This is a genomic window from Cyanobium gracile UHCC 0281, from assembly GCF_034931305.1.
Lineage (GTDB): Bacteria > Cyanobacteriota > Cyanobacteriia > PCC-6307 > Cyanobiaceae > Cyanobium > Cyanobium gracile_A.
Genome location: NZ_JAYGHY010000001.1, coordinates 66,689 through 82,468, shown reverse-complemented (window position 1 = coordinate 82,468; position 15,780 = coordinate 66,689). Strand labels below are relative to the sequence as shown.

General features: G+C 67.7%; 13 protein-coding genes. 5 read left to right on the top strand and 8 right to left on the bottom strand.

Features of this window, described 5'->3' with window-relative positions; all coding sequences use genetic code 11:
* Positions 1-30 precede the first annotated feature (30 nt).
* The 6 genes from VB739_RS00420 to VB739_RS00395 all read right to left on the bottom strand — a co-directional run bounded on the left by VB739_RS00420 (position 31) and on the right by VB739_RS00395 (position 5,706).
* Positions 31-1,191, bottom strand: coding sequence for an LptF/LptG family permease (locus VB739_RS00420; RefSeq protein WP_323355228.1), 1,161 nt, complete (start codon positions 1,189-1,191; stop codon positions 31-33).
* Between the two features lie 56 nt (positions 1,192-1,247).
* On the bottom strand, positions 1,248-1,976 hold the full coding sequence (lptB, locus tag VB739_RS00415; RefSeq protein ID WP_323355176.1) for an LPS export ABC transporter ATP-binding protein: 729 nt from the start codon (positions 1,974-1,976) through the stop codon (positions 1,248-1,250).
* On the bottom strand, positions 1,973-2,446 hold the full coding sequence (lptC, locus tag VB739_RS00410) for an LPS export ABC transporter periplasmic protein LptC (protein WP_323355175.1): 474 nt from the start codon (positions 2,444-2,446) through the stop codon (positions 1,973-1,975). The genes lptB and lptC overlap by 4 nt, the downstream gene beginning before the upstream one ends.
* 29 nt (positions 2,447-2,475) lie before the next feature.
* The gene (locus tag VB739_RS00405) at positions 2,476-2,892 is read right to left on the bottom strand and encodes a DUF309 domain-containing protein (RefSeq protein WP_323355174.1); all 417 of its coding nucleotides are present in this window, start codon (positions 2,890-2,892) and stop codon (positions 2,476-2,478) included.
* A complete protein-coding gene (typA, locus tag VB739_RS00400) occupies positions 2,889-4,697 on the bottom strand; it encodes a translational GTPase TypA (protein WP_323355173.1) in 1,809 nt (602 codons plus the stop codon). Before typA ends, VB739_RS00405 begins: the two co-directional genes overlap by 4 nt.
* Positions 4,698-4,992: 295 nt before the next feature.
* Positions 4,993-5,706, bottom strand: a complete 714-nt coding sequence (locus VB739_RS00395; protein ID WP_323355172.1) for a M15 family metallopeptidase — start codon at positions 5,704-5,706, stop codon at positions 4,993-4,995.
* A gap of 161 nt (positions 5,707-5,867) precedes the next feature.
* On the opposite strand from VB739_RS00395, the gene chlP reads away from it, so the two are divergent.
* On the top strand, positions 5,868-7,259 hold the full coding sequence (gene chlP / locus VB739_RS00390; RefSeq protein ID WP_323355171.1) for a geranylgeranyl reductase: 1,392 nt from the start codon (positions 5,868-5,870) through the stop codon (positions 7,257-7,259).
* 8 nt (positions 7,260-7,267) lie between these two features.
* Here chlP and VB739_RS00385 read toward each other — a convergent pair whose 3' ends face one another.
* Positions 7,268-8,587: a hemolysin family protein gene (locus tag VB739_RS00385; RefSeq protein WP_323355227.1), complete on the bottom strand. Its 1,320-nt coding sequence runs from the start codon at positions 8,585-8,587 to the stop codon at positions 7,268-7,270.
* Positions 8,588-8,734: 147 nt separating this feature from the next.
* Between VB739_RS00385 and VB739_RS00380 the strand changes: the two genes are divergently transcribed.
* From VB739_RS00380 to VB739_RS00370, 3 genes are read left to right on the top strand one after another with little or no spacing between them, the layout of a single operon-like run.
* On the top strand, positions 8,735-9,472 hold the full coding sequence (locus VB739_RS00380; RefSeq protein ID WP_323355170.1) for a methyltransferase domain-containing protein: 738 nt from the start codon (positions 8,735-8,737) through the stop codon (positions 9,470-9,472).
* Positions 9,469-10,623, top strand: coding sequence for an NAD(P)/FAD-dependent oxidoreductase (locus tag VB739_RS00375; RefSeq protein ID WP_323355169.1), 1,155 nt, complete (start codon positions 9,469-9,471; stop codon positions 10,621-10,623). Before VB739_RS00380 ends, VB739_RS00375 begins: the two co-directional genes overlap by 4 nt.
* Positions 10,614-11,711: a type III polyketide synthase gene (locus VB739_RS00370; RefSeq protein WP_323355168.1), complete on the top strand. Its 1,098-nt coding sequence runs from the start codon at positions 10,614-10,616 to the stop codon at positions 11,709-11,711. Before VB739_RS00375 ends, VB739_RS00370 begins: the two co-directional genes overlap by 10 nt.
* A 17-nt stretch (positions 11,712-11,728) precedes the next feature.
* On the opposite strand, the gene glyS is transcribed toward VB739_RS00370, so the two are convergent.
* Entirely contained in the window at positions 11,729-13,894 is a 2,166-nt protein-coding gene (gene glyS / locus VB739_RS00365) for a glycine--tRNA ligase subunit beta (protein WP_323355167.1), read from the bottom strand.
* Between the two features lie 113 nt (positions 13,895-14,007).
* Here glyS and sir point away from each other — a divergent pair, with 113 nt between their 5' ends.
* The gene (sir, locus tag VB739_RS00360; protein WP_323355226.1) at positions 14,008-15,777 is read left to right on the top strand and encodes a sulfite reductase, ferredoxin dependent; all 1,770 of its coding nucleotides are present in this window, start codon (positions 14,008-14,010) and stop codon (positions 15,775-15,777) included.
* The last annotated feature ends 3 nt before the right edge of the window (positions 15,778-15,780 follow it).

Here is a 15,780-nt window from a genome sequence, read left to right as displayed (position 1 = left end):
ACTCTGCCGTGTCGTCCGGCGGCTGGGGCCTCAGCGGCTGGCCTGTCGCAGCAACCAGAGCCCGCCGCCCAGACCGATGAACACCGGCAACCAGGCCGCCATAAAGGGCATCAGGGTGCCCGTAATGCCCAGGGAGCTGAAGATGAAGGACATCAGGTAGTAGCCGAAGATCAGCAGCACACTGATGCCGAAACCCTGGCTGCGACTGGTGCGCGAGTTGGGCCGAACCCCCAGGCTGCTGCCGATCAGCCCGAACACCAGGCAGATGGCCGGGAAGGCGAATTTCTCCTGAATGCGCACCCGCAACCGGCGCGCCTCCTTGGTGTTGTTGGCTTCCAGCAACAGCCGCTCCGCTGTGAGCGCCTGACCCACGGTCATGGTGCTGGCATCGGTGGGCAATTGCGCCACCTCAATCGGATCGCGGGTGAAGGGATAGAGGTAGCGATCAAACCTGGCAGAGGTGGTGCTACCGCTGGCCACATCGATGTTGGTGATGCGGCCATTCGTGAACTCCCACATCCCCTTCTCTTCATTCCATTTTCCGATCAGTGCCGTCAGCATCTGGCGGTACCCTTCACGACTGAAGTCGAGCAATGTCACATCGAACATCACACCCTTAATGAACTTACGGGCGAAAAAGATATGGCTCAGCACTTTGACCGAGTCGCCGTCAGGCAACTTGGCGTCGCCGAAGCGGGAATACAGGGCGTTGTCGCTCTGCTCGGTGGCGATGGCCTTGCCCAGGGCCCGCTCCAGGCTGTTGGTGGCTTCCAGATTGGTCCGCGGCACGATCGCGTCGTTGAAGACGAAGGTGAGCAGGGTCATGACCAGGGCCAGCGCCATCGCCGGCAGCACCATGCGACGGGTGCTCACGCCCACGCTGCGCAAGGCGGTCAGTTCGCTGCTCCCCGACAGGCGGCTGTAGGCCAGCAGGGTGGCCATCAGGGTGGCCATCGGGAAGGAGAGCACCAGGAAGGAGGGCAGCCGCAGCAACAGCACCTTCACCGCCGCCAGCAGCGGCAGGCCGGATTCGGCGACCCGTCGCACCAATTCGAACACGGCTCCCACCGACAGGGAGACGGCGGTGAAGGCGGCGATGCCGAACACCAGGGGGCCCAGCAGCTCCTGCAGCAACCAGCGATCCAGCAGGGGCAGATCCCGCCAGCGCGGGGTTCGCTTCCAGTCCCGCAGCTGCTCGCGGCTGGGCAACTGCAGCCAGGTGGGGCGCTTGTCCAGCAGAGCTCCTTTCAAAGCTGAAAGCCCTCGCCAAGGTAGTGACGCCGCACCAAAGGATCGTTGGCCACCGACAGGGAAGGACCGGAGGCCAGAATCCTGCCATCGGCCAGGATGTAGGCACGGTCAGTGATCGCCAGGGTCTCCCTCACGTTGTGGTCGGTGATCAGCACCCCCATCTGACGATGGCGCAGGCTGTCGATCAGGGTCTGGAGGTCGGCCACGGCCATGGGATCCACCCCGGCGAAGGGTTCATCGAGCAGCAGGTAGCGGGGACCCTGGTTCCCCACCGCCAGGGCCCTGGCCACCTCACAGCGGCGGCGTTCGCCACCGGAGAGCTGGTAGCCGCGGCGATGTTGAAAGCTGCCCAGATGGAAGTCGTTGATCAGCTCATCGAGTCGCTGGCGACGTACGGCCGGATCAGAGCCGCTCTCCTGCAGGGCCAGCATCAGGTTGTCGCGAACGCTGAGCTGGCGGAACACGCTCGCCTCCTGGGGGAGGTAGCCGATGCCCAGCCTGGCGCGGCGGGGCATCGGCAGATGGGCGACGGAATCACCATCCAGCAGCACCTCGCCGCAGTCGGGCCTGAGCAGTCCGGTGATCAGGTTGAAGGTGGTGGTCTTGCCGGCCCCGTTCGGACCCAGGAGCCCCACCACCTCACCGGGATGGAGATCGAGGCTCACATCGCTCACCAGGGGACGGCCTGCGAGGGTGATGGCCACCCTCTCCAGTACCAGGCTCACGGCTTGCCAGGGGCCGTCTTGCCACTCCCCTGCTGCTGCAGGCGGAACTTGCTGAAGACCTGCTTGCCGGCCGGTGGTTCCGCCACCATGCGTTCGCTGTCCAACTGGTAGACAAGCCGCTCGGCTCGCAGGCGCTGGCCATCGGTGTCGATCACGTCAACATCGCCGGTGAGCACCAGGCGCCCTTCATTGGTGAAGTACTGGGCCTGGCGCGAGGTGGCCGTCATGCCGCGGTCGGCATAAACGATGCGCACGTTGCCCGTGGCGGTGACGATGCCGTTCTGGTTGTCGGCCTGCTGCCTGTCGGATTCGATCGTGACCATGCCCGTGGCGGCTGTTGTCGCCCTGGGGGCCTGGGCCGTTTCTGCTGGTGCCTGGGCCGCGACAGGGCGCGGCGGAATCACCTGCAGGGCGGCGGCAGCCAGCCCTGCGGCGAGCACGAACAACAGGGAGCGTGGAGGCAGGGTCAAGGTAGAAATCGTTGAGGCCTTGAGTGTGCTCAATGTACCGGCGACGTGCCAGCGGCCCGCGCCAGTTCCAGCCGCGGCAGGGGCAGGGAACCCAGGTCGGCCTGCTGCTGCAGGGCGTTGAGGCGTTCGGCCGCCAGCTGGCGTACGGGAGCCAGGGCCAGACCGAGGGCTTCATCGTCGCAGCGGCGCAGACGCCCGAGTCCCTCCCCCATCAGCACCGTGGCACCGCGTCGGTTGTCCCTCTCCAGATGGAGTTCGGCCACAGCGATCTGCAGCAGGCCCTGGAGGACGGGACGCATGGGTCCCTGGGTCTCGTGCCACAGCGCCTCGAAGCCGTCGTGGCAGGCATACCAGTCGGCGGCGTTGAAGTCCGCCACCGCCTGCTGCAGACGGGGATCAGCCTGCAGCAGGGTTTCCTCATCGGCGGGTGCAGCGCCGCCGCTCAACGCTTGGCGGGCTTCTTCACCGGCATCTTGCGCAGCCGGATCGACTCGGGTGTGACCTCAAGCATCTCGTCAGGGCCGATGTACTCCAGGGCCCGTTCCAGCGTCATCTGGATAGGGGACTGCAGGGTGTCGAGAACTTCGGCACCGGCTGAGCGGATGTTGGTGACCTGCTTGGCCTTGCAGACGTTCAGTTCCAGATCGGGCGGACGGTTGTGCTCGCCGACGATCATCCCCTTGTACACCTTGGTGCCGGGAGTGATGAAGAACTGGCCGCGATCTTCGGCGCCCTTGAGGGCATAGAAGGTGGCGGTGCCTTCCTCAAAGGCAATCAGCACGCCGTTGCGGCGGGCGTCGAAGTCCCCATGCATGGGGCGGTAATCGAGGAAGGAGTGGCTCATGATGCCTTCACCGCGGCTGGCGCGGATGAACTCGCCGCGGAAGCCGATCAGGCCCCGGGACGGCACCACGAACTCCAGCTGGGTGCGCCCATCGCTGGTGGCCTCCATGTTCTGCATTTCGCCCTTGCGCATGCCCAGTTTTTCGATGCAGCTGCCCACCGCTTCCTCGGGCACATCCATCACCAGGGTCTCGAACGGCTCGTGGGGTGTGCCGTCGATGGTGCGGAAGATCACCTGAGGCTGGGACACCTGGAACTCGAAGCCCTCGCGGCGCATCGTCTCGATCAGGATGCCGAGGTGCAGTTCGCCCCGTCCACAGACGGAGAAGCGGTCGGGGGAGTCGGTGTCCTCGACCCGCAGGGCCACGTTGGTGAGCAGTTCCCGCTGCAGGCGATCACGCAGCTGACGGCTGGTGACGAATTTGCCCTCCTTGCCGGCGAACGGCGAGTCGTTGACCACGAAGGTCATCTGCAGGGTGGGTTCGTCCACCTTGATCAGCGGCAGGGCTTCGGGGTGATCGGGGCAGGCGATCGTCTCGCCGATGTTGACCTCATCGAAACCGGCCACGGCCACCAGATCTCCGGCCCGGGCTTCGGGGATCTCCACCCGCTGCAGCCCCTGGAAGCCCAGCAGCTTGCTGATCCGGCCGCGCTTGATGCTGCCGTCGTCACGAAGCAGGGCGACACTCTGGCCACCCACGATGGTGCCGTTGTGCACCCGGCCGATCATGATCCGGCCCAGGAAATCGGAGTAATCGAGGGTAGTCACCTGCAGCTGCAGGGGCTTGGTGGGATCTCCCACCGGCGGCGGAACATGCCGCAGGATGGCATCGAACAGCGGCTTCATGGTGTCGCTTTCGGTGGCCATGTCGGGCTTGGCATAGCCGGCCATGCCGCTACCGAACAGGTAGGTGAAATCGCACTGGTCGTCGTCGGCACCGAGTTCCAGGAACAGGTCCAGCACCTTGTCGACGGCCTGCTCGGGGTCAACCCTGGCCCGGTCGATCTTGTTGACGAAGACAATGGGCCGCAGCCCTTTCTCCAGGGCCTTCTTGAGCACAAAACGGGTCTGGGGCATGGGGCCTTCATTGGCGTCCACGATCAGCAGACAGCCGTCAACCATGCCGAGCACGCGCTCCACCTCACCGCCGAAATCGGAGTGTCCCGGGGTGTCGACGATGTTGATGCGAATGCCGTTGTAATCCACGGCCGTGTTCTTGGAGAGAATCGTGATCCCGCGCTCCCGCTCCAGATCGTTGGAGTCCATCACGCACGTGGGCACCGCTTCGCCTTCGCGGAAGATGCCGGACTGCTCGAGCAGGGCATCCACCAGGGTGGTCTTGCCGTGGTCGACGTGGGCAATGATCGCGATATTGCGTATCGGGGCGCCTTTGATCTCGCCGCTCATGGGGATGTCGTCCTGCGAAGGTAGGGGAAAGGATTCAACGGAATCGAATCGACGCTGGTCGTTTCCAGGGAAACGAGACGTTGATGGCGAGACGAAGAAGGCATGTCGCTGCCAACGAGCCAGAAAGAGGGGCCGCTGATGATGGGGCCAACCGGCGCTCTGACGCTTCGGCAGGGTTTTCGGTGAAACTCTGCCGCGCCGGCCCGAATGGACAAGTGGCGAACGTTGAAGCGAATCTTGATCCTACTCCCACCCCCTCCAGGCCCACAGGCGGCGGGTCTCCGAACCCCCAGGATCAACGGGCCAGCCGCTGGGCCGGCTCAAACATCTCCAGGGCCTCGGTGGATCCTTCGAAGCGCCAGTGCCAGGGTTCATAGATCACCCCCTGGCGGTTGCCCTTCGGAAAGGAGCGCACGAAGTGAAAGCGGGCGGCATGGCGATCCAGCCAGCGGTAAGCGTCGGTGCTCTCGAAGCTCTCCATCAGATTGGCGGCCGGCAGGCGGCCATCGCCCAGGTCGACCGCGTAGCCCGTGCTGTGTTCGGAGAAGCCCGGCGGGGCGCTCACCCGGGCCCGGTCGGCGGAGGTCTGGTTGCGTTCGGCCTTGACATCAAAGAACAGCTGTTTCTGCAGCTCGACGCCGCGATAGGCGCTCAGGACGGTGAGGGCGATGCCGTCAGCCTCAGCCGCCGCCCGCATGGCTTCCAGGGACCGGGCCGCCTCCGGCCGCAACAGCAGACCCGGGGCGATCGCCACCAGCTCGTCGGGCCTGGCTTCGGGGTAGGGGAAATGGCCGAGCAAACGTCCGTCTGCCCCGAGCCGGGCGGCCAGACCCGGCACGGGCGTAGGGGTGATCAGGGTGCGGAGCGGGCCGATCAGCAGCAGCACGCCAGCACCGGCCAGCAGGGCGCCGCTGAGCAGAACCTGGGCCAGACGCCTGGGCAGGGAGGCCTGCCGGCGGGGACGGGGCGTGGTGCGCCTGGCCAGCGGAATGTCATCACCGAGGGTCATCGCCGAAGGGCATCACCAAAGCGCTGGGCGGCCATTCCCTCAGCTGCAAGCCGGACCCGATCTTAAGTGGGGGCTCATTTCAGTGGTTTTTCTACCGGTCCGATGCCGGCCCAGCGGTGTTAGCTTCCTCGCCACATCCCAATGGCAGAGCAGGTTTCAAGATGTTGCGAGTGGCAGTCGTGGGCGGCGGCCCCAGCGGTTCCTGTGCTGCGGAAGTTCTCGCCAAGGCAGGCATCCAGACCTGGCTGTTCGAGCGCAAGCTCGACAATGCCAAGCCCTGTGGCGGCGCGATCCCCCTCTGCATGGTGGAGGAGTTCGACCTGCCCGAATCCATCATCGACCGCAAGGTGCGGAACATGCGGATGATCTCCCCCTCCAACAGGGAGGTGGACATCCACCTGGAGAACAGCAACGAGTACATCGGCATGTGCCGTCGGGAAGTGCTCGACGGCTACCTGCGCAACCGGGCCGCCGAGCTGGGCGCCCAGCTGGTCAACGGCCTGGTGCAGAGCATCGACACCGGCAACCAGCGCCAGGGCCCCTACACCCTCCACTACGCCGACTATTCCTCCGGCGGCCCCACCGGCGAGCTGAAGACCCTCGAGGTGGATCTGATCGTCGGAGCTGACGGTGCCAACAGCCGGGTGGCCAAGGCCATGGATGCGGGTGACTACAACGTGGCGATCGCCTTCCAGGAGCGCATCCGCCTCCCCGCCGAGGAGATGGCCTACTACGAGGATCTGGCCGAGATGTATGTCGGCACTGATGTGTCGCCTGATTTCTACGCCTGGGTCTTCCCCAAGTACGACCACGTGGCGGTGGGCACCGGCACGATGCAGGCCAACCAGTCGCTGATCAAAGGCCTGCAGAAGGGCATTCGCGCCCGGGCCAGCCGCCGGCTGCTGCGCGGCGAGGTGATCAAGGTGGAAGCGCACCCGATTCCCGAGCATCCCCGCCCCCGGCGCGTGGTCGGTCGCATGGCCCTGGTGGGGGACGCCGCCGGTTACGTCACCAAGAGCTCCGGCGAAGGCATCTACTTCGCCGCCAAGAGTGGCCGGATGTGTGCCGAGGAGATCGTGGCGGCCAGCGCTTCCGGCAGCCGCATCCCCACCGAGAAGGATCTCAAGGTCTACATCCGCAAGTGGGACCGCAAGTACGGCGCCACCTACAAGGTGCTGGAGCTGCTGCAGAACATCTTCTACAGCAACGATGCGGCCCGCGAAGCCTTCGTCGAGATGTGCGACGACAAGGACGTCCAGCGCCTCACCTTCGACAGCTACCTCTACAAGCGGGTGGTGGCGATGAACCCCTGGCAGCAGATCAAGCTGACCGTGCTCACCCTGGGAGCGGTGCTGCGGGGCCAGGCCCTGGCCCCGGCCGGCTACAAGCCGGTGCCCAGCGCCGTGCGCTCAGCCGAGGAGGCGGAAGCGATTTTCCTGGCTGCAGAGCCGCGTTCCTCGATGAAGCCTGCAGGCGTTCATGCCACAACAGCGACGGTGGATCCCCAGGCCGGAAGCGATTCCACCAAGGAACCGGAACTGGTGGCCAAGTGATCCAGTCCTCAGGCCAGCCCTTCGGGTTGGTCTGAGGGGGCTTCGAGGCGGCTCACCAGGAGCTTGTCGACCCGGTTGCCATCCATGTCCACCACCTCGATGTGCAGGTCGTCCCATTCGAAGACCTCACCGGAGCTGGGAATGTGCTCGAGATGGTGCATCACAAATCCACCCAGGGTCTGGTAGCCCCCGCGGACTTCTTCGGGCAGATGTTCTTTCTGCACCAGGTCCTTGAAGTCAGCGATATCGAGGGCGCCATCGAGCAACCAGGATCCGTCCTTGCGGACGACGATCATCGGGTCTTCCTTGTCTCTGGCGTAGGAAAGATCACCAACGATCGCTGACATCATGTCCTTGAGGGTCACCAGCCCCTCGATGCCGCCGAATTCATCGGTCACCAGAGCGATGTGCACGCCGCTGGTTCTGAATTGCTCGATCAGCTTCAGGGCCCTGGTGCTCTCGCCCACATACAGCGGCGGTTGCAGGAAGGACTCAATGTCCCGCGGGCCCTCGCCCAGCTGGGCAGCCAGAAAGGTGCGCCCCTGCACCACACCCACACAGGCGTCGAGGCTGTGGCGCGCCACCGGGAACAGGGAGTGATTCACCGCCATCACCCGCTCCAGATGGGACTGGGGGGACTCGGACAGATCCAGCCAGCAGATGTCGGTGCGGGGGGTCATGATCGCCTTGACGGGCCGATCCGCCAGGCGAAACACCCGCTCCACCATGGCGTGTTCCGCCACGTCGAACAGGCCCGATTCCGTCCCCCTGCGCAGCAGGGTCCGGATCTCGTCTTCGGTGATCTCCGGCTCGCCGCTCTCGCCGATGCCCAGCAAGCTGAGCAGCCGATCGGTGGCGGAGCCGAGCAGGTGGGCCAGGGGGGCCATCCAGCGCGACAGAGTCCGCATGGTCGGTGCCACCAGGCAGGCGAAGCGCTCCGGATCACTCAGGGCGATGCGCTTGGGGACCAGCTCCCCCAGGACCAGGGAAAGAAAGGTGATCAACGTCACCACGATTCCCAGGGCCAGAGGTTCGGCCCAGGCCCGCACCAGGGGCATCGCCTCCAACAGCGGCCGCAGCGCCTCGGCCACCCGAGAACCGCCCAGGGCGCCACTGAGGATGCCGATCAAAGTGATGCCGATCTGCACCGTCGAAAGAAAATCGTTCGGCGATCGGATTAGTTTCAGAGCCACTTCCGCCTTCGGGTCGCCAGCTTCCGCCTGGTGCTCGAGGCGCAGTCGCCGAGCCGACATCATGGCCAACTCCGAACCGGAAAAGATCCCGTTGATCAGAATCAGAAGGACAATCAGAACGCCATCGAACAGCATCGGCAAGTCCAGTGATGGCCCATCGGCCGGCAAACGGATGGAAAGGACAAGTTAAGGGACGACGGTTAGCTTCTTCCCAGAAGCCCCATCTGGCGAGAGGTCCGCAGCGACCCGTCCGCCCCACCCCACTCCCAGCGACTTTCCCCGATGCAATGGCAGCCCCTGGGCGAGCGGAACCGACAGCCTGAGTGGATGGATCAGAGCGGCATCGACGCCGCTGCCCATGATCAAGCCCTCCAAGGTCTGCGCCGCATCAACGCCGTCAGTGGGGCCGTGGGCTCCCTGTTCGCCCCGATCCAGGCGCTGGCCGTCGCCCTGAACCACTCCCGTCCCCTACGGATTCTGGATGTGGCCTGCGGGGGCGGTGATAACACCATCGCCCTGGCGGAACGTTGTCGAAGGCAAGGACTCGCCGTTGTGATCGACGGTTGCGACCTGAGCCCACAGGCGGTGGCCATCGCCAGCCGCCATGCCGCCGGCAGGCCCTTGGGCGGAACCTTCTTTCAGGCCGACGTGCTGGTGGATCCTCTGCCTGCGGACTACGACGTCATGGTGTGCAGTCTGTTTCTGCATCACCTCGATGACGCTGACGCCGTCGAACTGCTGCGCCGCCTGGGCCAGAGCAGCCGCCACCTGGTGCTAGTGAACGACTTGATCCGCAGTCCCCTGGGCTATGGACTGGCCTGGGTGGGTTGTCGCCTGCTGAGCCGTTCAGCGATCGTGCATTTCGATGGGCCCGTGTCGGTGCAGGGGGCCTTCCGGATGAACGAAGCGCTGGATCTGGCCGCCCGGGCCGGCCTCGGCGGCGCCACCATTCAGCGCAGCTGGCCCGAGCGCTTCCTGCTCAGCTGGCACCGTCCTGTCGGCTGGGTTGCAGCGCCATGACGTCTCCGCCGTGGGATGTGATCGTGATCGGGGCCGGGCCCGCCGGTGCGCTGGCGGCCCACCAGCTGGCCAGACAGCAGCTGCGGGTGCTGCTGGTGGAGAAGCGGGCCTTCCCCCGCTGGAAAGTGTGCGGCACCTGTCTCAACGAGGTGGCCCTCGGGGCGTTGGCACAGGCGGGCCTCTCCGACCTGGTGGAGCGCCTCGGCGGTGTGCCCCTGGTGCGGCTGCGTCTGGGCCTGCAACAGCACCAGATGGAACTGGAACGCCCCCTGGGCCGCTCCCTCTCAAGGGGCTGCCTCGATCTGGCCCTGTGCGAGGCCGCGGAGGCGGCAGGCACGGTGGTGCGGATGGACACCGAGGCCACGGTGGCCGGTCCCTGCCCTGGCGGGCGGCAGGTGCGCCTGCGCAGCGGCGGCGTGCCTGCCACCACCAGCGCCAGGGTGGTGCTGGTGGCCACCGGACTGGGCAGCCCGGGCCTGACCCCTGCCATCCCGATCCGTAGCCAGGTCCAGTCGCACTCCAGGGTCGGTACCGGCTGCCGCGTGGAGGCCCAGTCCAGCGGCTACGGCCCGGGCACGATCCACATGGCGATCGGCCGGCACGGCTATGTCGGGCTGGTGCGCACCGAAGCCGGCGACCTCAACCTGGCGGCGGCCTTTGAGCGGGCCCATCTGATCGAGGCGGGAGGAGCGGCGCTCGCCGCCGCGGGCGTGCTGGCGGAAGCGGGCTTCGAGCCTGTCCCCGAGGCCTCCGCTGCCGCCTGGCTGGCCACCCCGGCCCTCACCGGCCGCCGTTGGCCGCCGGCGTCCGAGCGGCTGCTGCTGCTGGGGGATGCCGCCGGCTACGTCGAACCATTCACAGGTGAGGGCATGGGCTGGGCCCTGCTGGGGGCTCTGGCGGTGGTGCCGTTGGTGCTGCATGGCCAACGGCAATGGAGCCGGGAGCTGGAGCGGCAGTGGGTCCGCCGCCACGGCCAACTGATCGGATCCCGCCAACGCCTCTGCCATGGCCTGGCCTTCGCCCTGCGCCGTCCTGGCCTCAGCCGCCGGGTGCTGGGGGCCGTGGAGCGCTGGCCGGTCCTGGCGACCCCGCTCCTGCACCCCTTGGCTGGCACCAGCCTGACCCCGCCGGTGCCCGAGCCATGTCCCTGACCATCCAGGGGCTGGGAACGGCCCTGCCCTCCGAGCAGATCGCCCAAGGCGATGCCGCCGCCATTGCGGCCGCGGTGGCCCTGCCCCAGCAGACCCCCTCACCAGGCCAGCGCCGGCTGCTCGAGACCCTGCACCGCCGCTCGGGCGTCGCCAGTCGGCACAGCGTGCTGCTCCAGCCCGCCGGCAGTGATCCAAGGCAGACGTTCTTCGGAGCCACCAGCCCCGGCACCGGCGAGCGGATGCGGCGCTATGCCCGCGAAGCTCCGGCCCTGGCCCTGCGGGCCGTCCAGGCGGCCCTCGCCCAGGCGCAGGTACCTGTGGAGCGGATCACCCATCTGATCACGGTGTCGTGCAGCGGCTTCCATGCCCCCGGGGTGGATCTCGCCTTGATGGCCGTCCTGCCGCTGGATGCCGGTGTGGCCCGGACCCATGTGGGATTCATGGGCTGCCACGGTGCCCTGAATGGACTGAGGGTGGCCGCCGGGTTCACCGGTGCCGCACCGGAGGCCTGTGTGCTGCTGTGCGCGGTTGAGCTCTGCAGCCTCCATCTCCAGTACGGCTGGGACGCCGAGCGGATCGTGGCCAATGCCCTGTTCGCCGATGGCGCCGCTGCCCTGGTGGCCACCGGGAAACCGCCGCCGGCGGGGGCGCCAGCCATCGCTCCGCTGGGTCGGTTGATCGCCAGCGGCTCCCTGCTGGTGCCGGACAGCACAGACGCCATGTCCTGGGGGATCGGGGACCACGGCTTCGCCATGGGCCTCTCCCCGCAGGTCCCTGATCTGATCGGCGAGCATCTGCGTCCCTGGCTGGAGGGGTGGCTGGCCGGCCACCACCTCAGCCTCGACGCCATCGGCTGCTGGGCCGTGCACCCCGGCGGGCCCCGCATCCTCTCCGCTGTCACGAAGGGCCTCGGGCTCGATCCAGAGCTGATCGAACCCTCGCGGTCGGTGCTGCGGGACTACGGCAACATGTCATCCCCGACGCTGCTGTTCATCCTTGAGCGCTTGCGGCGCAGCGGCGCTGCCGGGCCCTGCCTGGCCATGGCCTTCGGACCCGGCCTCTGCATCGAGGTGGCCCTGCTGGAGTAAGCCAGCCCCCAGGCGCCTCAGCCACCCAGGCGGGCGAAGTCGGCGAGCACGGCAGCCTGGTTGCGCAGCACGGCCAGCAGCCGCAGCCGGTTACGGCGCACCTCGGGCTCGTCGCACATCACCATGACGCTGTCGTCGCCATCGAAGAAGGCGGCCAGGGTGGCGCCGCTCTCCCCCAGCAGGCGGGCGAGGGGGTCGTAGCGGGCGGTGCCGCTGGCGGCGGCATGCACCGCCAACCGCTCCAGCACCGACAGGACGGCGGCCTCGCTGGGGGAAGCGAACAGGGCCGGATCCACCACCCCGGCGGGGCTGAGCAGGTCGGCGGCCAGATCAGCATGGTCGGCCAGCCTGGAGGCCCGTTGCACCACCGCCTGCACCAGGGGCAGGCGCTGCTCATCCCGCAGGCGCCGCAGCAGCTCCACCCGGGCCCGGGCATCGGCCGGGTCCCGCAACAGCCGCTCCAGCGACACGCTCTCTCCGGCCACGGCCTGGACCAGATCGGCGCTAGAGCCCTCCTCCTCCAGCAGGCTGGCGAGGCGCTGGCGCAGGAACTCGAGCAGGTCGGCCGCCAGAGCGGCAGGCTGGATCTCCAGGGCGGGCAGCAGCCCCTGCCAATGGGCCGTCGCTTCGGCCATCAGCGCCACCAGGTCGAGCGACCAGCCCCGATCCCAGAGGATCTGCAGCAGGCCGTTGCCGGCACGGCGCAGGGCATAGGGATCGGAGGAGCCGCTGGGCCGTTCGCCCCTGGCGAAGATGCTGAGCAGCAGCTCCAGGCGCTCGGCCAGGGCCAGCAGCGCCCCCGCCTCCGACCCCGGCAGGGCATCGCCGGCGCCGCGGGGCTGGTAGTGCTCCAGGACCGCCAGGGCCACGGCGCGGGTTTCCCCTTCCGCCAGCAGGTACTTGGCCCCCATGACACCCTGCAGCTCGGGGAATTCCCCCACCATCTGGCTGACAAGGTCGTGTTTGCAGAGAGGAGCGGCCCGACGGACAGCGGTGGCGGTGTCGTCGCCGATCTTCAGGTTGCGGCAGAGCAGAGCGGCCAACCAGGCCAGGCGCCGGCTGCGATCGGCCAGGCTGCCCAACCCTTCAGCGAAGGTGACCCGGTCGAGGGCCTCCACCCGCTCGGCGCTGCTCTGGCGGCGATCCGCCGCCAGGAAGAAGGCCGCGTCCGCCAGCCGCGCCCGCAGCACCCGTTCGTTTCCACGCCGAATCGTGGCGGCGGCGGCCTCGAGGCCATTGGAGATGCACAGGAAGCGCGGCAGCAGCACCCCCTCCGCCACCAAGGCGAGGGGATCGTCCGTGGCCGTTGAGAAGCGCAGGGGCACGTAGCGCTGGTGGGAACGCATCACCGTGCTGAGCACCTCCGGGGGCAGGGCCAGATACGCGGCGTCGATGCTGCCCTCGATCAGGCGGGGGGACTCCACCAGGTCGACCAGCTCGTCGAACAGGGCCTCGGGCAGATCCAGCTCGGCCCCCGCCCGCGTCGCAGCCGCCTCCAGCTCCCGCCGAATCATCTGGCCCCTGGCCTGGCGGTCGACCTGCACATCGGCGGCGGCCAGGGTCGCGGCGTAGGCCCCGGCGGAAGGGATCACCACCGTGCCTTGGTGCAGACGGTGTCCTCGGCTGAGGCGGTCGCTGGCCAGGGGGGGATCCACATCGGTGAGCTGCACCGGGACCACCGCCCCATCCAGCAGCGCCACCAGCCAGCGCAGGGGCCGGCTGAAGCGGCCGTCGCCGTCCCCCCAGCGCATGAAGCGCCGCCCCTGCAGGGAGCGGATCCAGCCGGGGATGCAGCCGGCCAGCACCTCCTCGACGGAGCGGCCGGCCTCGGTGGTGCGGGCGAACACGAAGGGGCCCTTGTCGGTGTCGCGGATGTCCAGTTGCTCGGGGTCGCAGCCACAGCGGCGGGCGAAACCAAGCGCAGCCGGGGTGGGCTGGCCATCGCGGAAAGCCTGCTGGGCCGGGGGCCCCTTGCGCTCTTCGATCAGGTCCTGCTGCCGCTCGGGCAATCCGGCGATGGTCACCGCCAGCCGCCTGGGGGTGCCACTGGCCTTGAGGCTGTCCCAGGACAGGCGCGCGTCCTGCAGATCCCTGGCCACGATCGCCTCCAGCTGGGGCTGGGCCAGGCGCACGAAATCGGCCGGCAGTTCCTCGGTTCCGATCTCCAGAAGAAAGGTGGCCATGCGGGGGGGCGGGCAGGACGCGACTGTATGCAAAGGAGGGAGATCGTGATCAGCGCCAGCGGACCGATCCGTCCCGTTCGCTAGTTTCGTTCCAACAACCCTTCTGCATGCCGATGTCTTCGACGACGGTCGCCGACAGCACGTCGCTCCCATCGGCTTCCCCCGCCAAACCCCCCACCAAACAGGAGGCGCTCAAGGCCGGCAGCGGCCACCTGCACGATCCGTTGGCTGCCGAACTGGGCAACGCCCTGCCCAGCTTCACCGATCCCGCCGTCCAGATCCTCAAGTTCCACGGCAGTTACCAGCAGGACGACCGGGACAACCGTCGCAAGGGGGCCGAAAAGGACTGGCAGATGATGCTGCGCCTGCGCAATCCCGGCGGCCGCATTCCCACCTCCCTGTATCTGGCCCTCGATAGCCTGGCGGATCGGCTGGGCAACGGCACCCTGCGGATCACCACGCGCCAGGCCTTCCAGATGCACGGCGTGCTGAAGACCGACCTCAAGGAGGTGATCGGAGGCATCGTGCGGGCCCTGGGCTCAACCCTTTCAGCCTGTGGTGACATCAACCGCAACGTGATGGCCCCAGCTGCTCCCTTTGAGCGCGACGGCTATCCGGAGGCCCGTCTGCTGGCGGATCAGATTGCCGATCTGCTGGCGCCCCAGGCGGCCGAGGGGTCCTACCTGGACCTCTGGGTGGATGGGGATCTGAGTTACCGCATCAAGCCCAAAGGTCCCGCCAGGAAGGCGCGCAAGCTGCAGGAGAGCGGTGCCGTGTTCAGTGGCGACAAGGCCGAACCCCTCTACGGCTCCACCTACCTGCCGCGCAAGTTCAAAGTGGCCGTCACCGTCCCAGGTGACAACTCCGTCGACCTGCTGACCCAGGACATCGGCCTGGTGCTGTTCAGCGATCCCTCTGGCCGCCCCCTGGGTTGCAACGTCTACGTGGGCGGTGGCATGGGGCGGACCCACAACAAAGAGGAGACCTTCGCCCGCACGGCCGATCCCCTCGGCTACGTGGCCGCCGCCCATGTGCTGGAACTGGTGCAGGCGATCGTGGCCCTGCAGCGCGACCACGGCGACAGGGAACAGCGCCGCCACGCCCGGATGAAGTACCTGATCCACGACCGCGGCGTCGACTGGTTCCGGACCGAACTGGGCCGTTACTTTCCCCATCCGATCAAGGGGCTGCGCCGCGAACCGACCGCCGTCCTGACCGACTACCTGGGCTGGCACCGCCAGTCACCGGGCCTGTGGTTCGTGGGTCTGCCCGTGCTCTGTGGACGCCTGCAGGGAGACCTCAAGACCGGCCTGCGCCGCCTGATCGAGACCTACCAGCTGGAGGTGCGGCTCACCCCCAACCAGGACCTGCTGCTCTGCAACATCGGCAGCGCCCAGCGGACGTCGGTGCGGGAGGCGCTGGCGGCGCTCGGCCTCAGCAGCCCGGAGGCTCCGCCCGCCCTGGCCCGGCATGCCCTGGCCTGCCCGGCCCTGCCCCTCTGCGGTCTGGCCGTCACCGAAGCCGAACGGGTCCTCCCCGACGTGCTGGGCCGCCTCGACGCCCTGCTGGAGCGGCTGGAAATCAGTAAACCGCTCCTGGTGCGCATGACCGGCTGCCCCAACGGCTGCGCCCGCCCCTACATGGCCGAGATCGGACTGGTGGGGAGCGCGGTGGACACCTACCAGCTCTGGCTTGGCGGCAGCCATGGCCTGACGCGCCTGGCCAGGCCCTACCTGGAGAAGATGCCCCTGGAGAAGCTGGAGGCCACCCTGGAGCCCCTGCTGACGGCCTGGCGCGACGAGGGGGGCGTCCGCAGCCGCTTCGGCGACTTCATCGACAGGCTCGGAGACGAACGGGTCGGCCAGCTGCTCTCCCCCCCCTGATCA

Bases quoted from the DNA above. Each gene is read 5' to 3' on its own strand.
- sir (WP_323355226.1), top strand. From the start codon at position 14,008: ATGTCTTCGACGACGGTCGCCGACAGCACGTCGCTCCCATCGGCTTCC.
- VB739_RS00380 (WP_323355170.1), top strand. From the start codon at position 8,735: ATGCAATGGCAGCCCCTGGGCGAGCGGAACCGACAGCCTGAGTGGATG.
- VB739_RS00375 (WP_323355169.1), top strand. From the start codon at position 9,469: ATGACGTCTCCGCCGTGGGATGTGATCGTGATCGGGGCCGGGCCCGCC.
- chlP (WP_323355171.1), top strand. From the start codon at position 5,868: ATGTTGCGAGTGGCAGTCGTGGGCGGCGGCCCCAGCGGTTCCTGTGCT.
- VB739_RS00385 (WP_323355227.1), bottom strand. From the start codon at position 8,587: ATGCTGTTCGATGGCGTTCTGATTGTCCTTCTGATTCTGATCAACGGG.
- VB739_RS00395 (WP_323355172.1), bottom strand. From the start codon at position 5,706: ATGACCCTCGGTGATGACATTCCGCTGGCCAGGCGCACCACGCCCCGT.
- glyS (WP_323355167.1), bottom strand. From the start codon at position 13,894: ATGGCCACCTTTCTTCTGGAGATCGGAACCGAGGAACTGCCGGCCGAT.
- typA (WP_323355173.1), bottom strand. From the start codon at position 4,697: ATGAGCGGCGAGATCAAAGGCGCCCCGATACGCAATATCGCGATCATT.
- VB739_RS00370 (WP_323355168.1), top strand. From the start codon at position 10,614: ATGTCCCTGACCATCCAGGGGCTGGGAACGGCCCTGCCCTCCGAGCAG.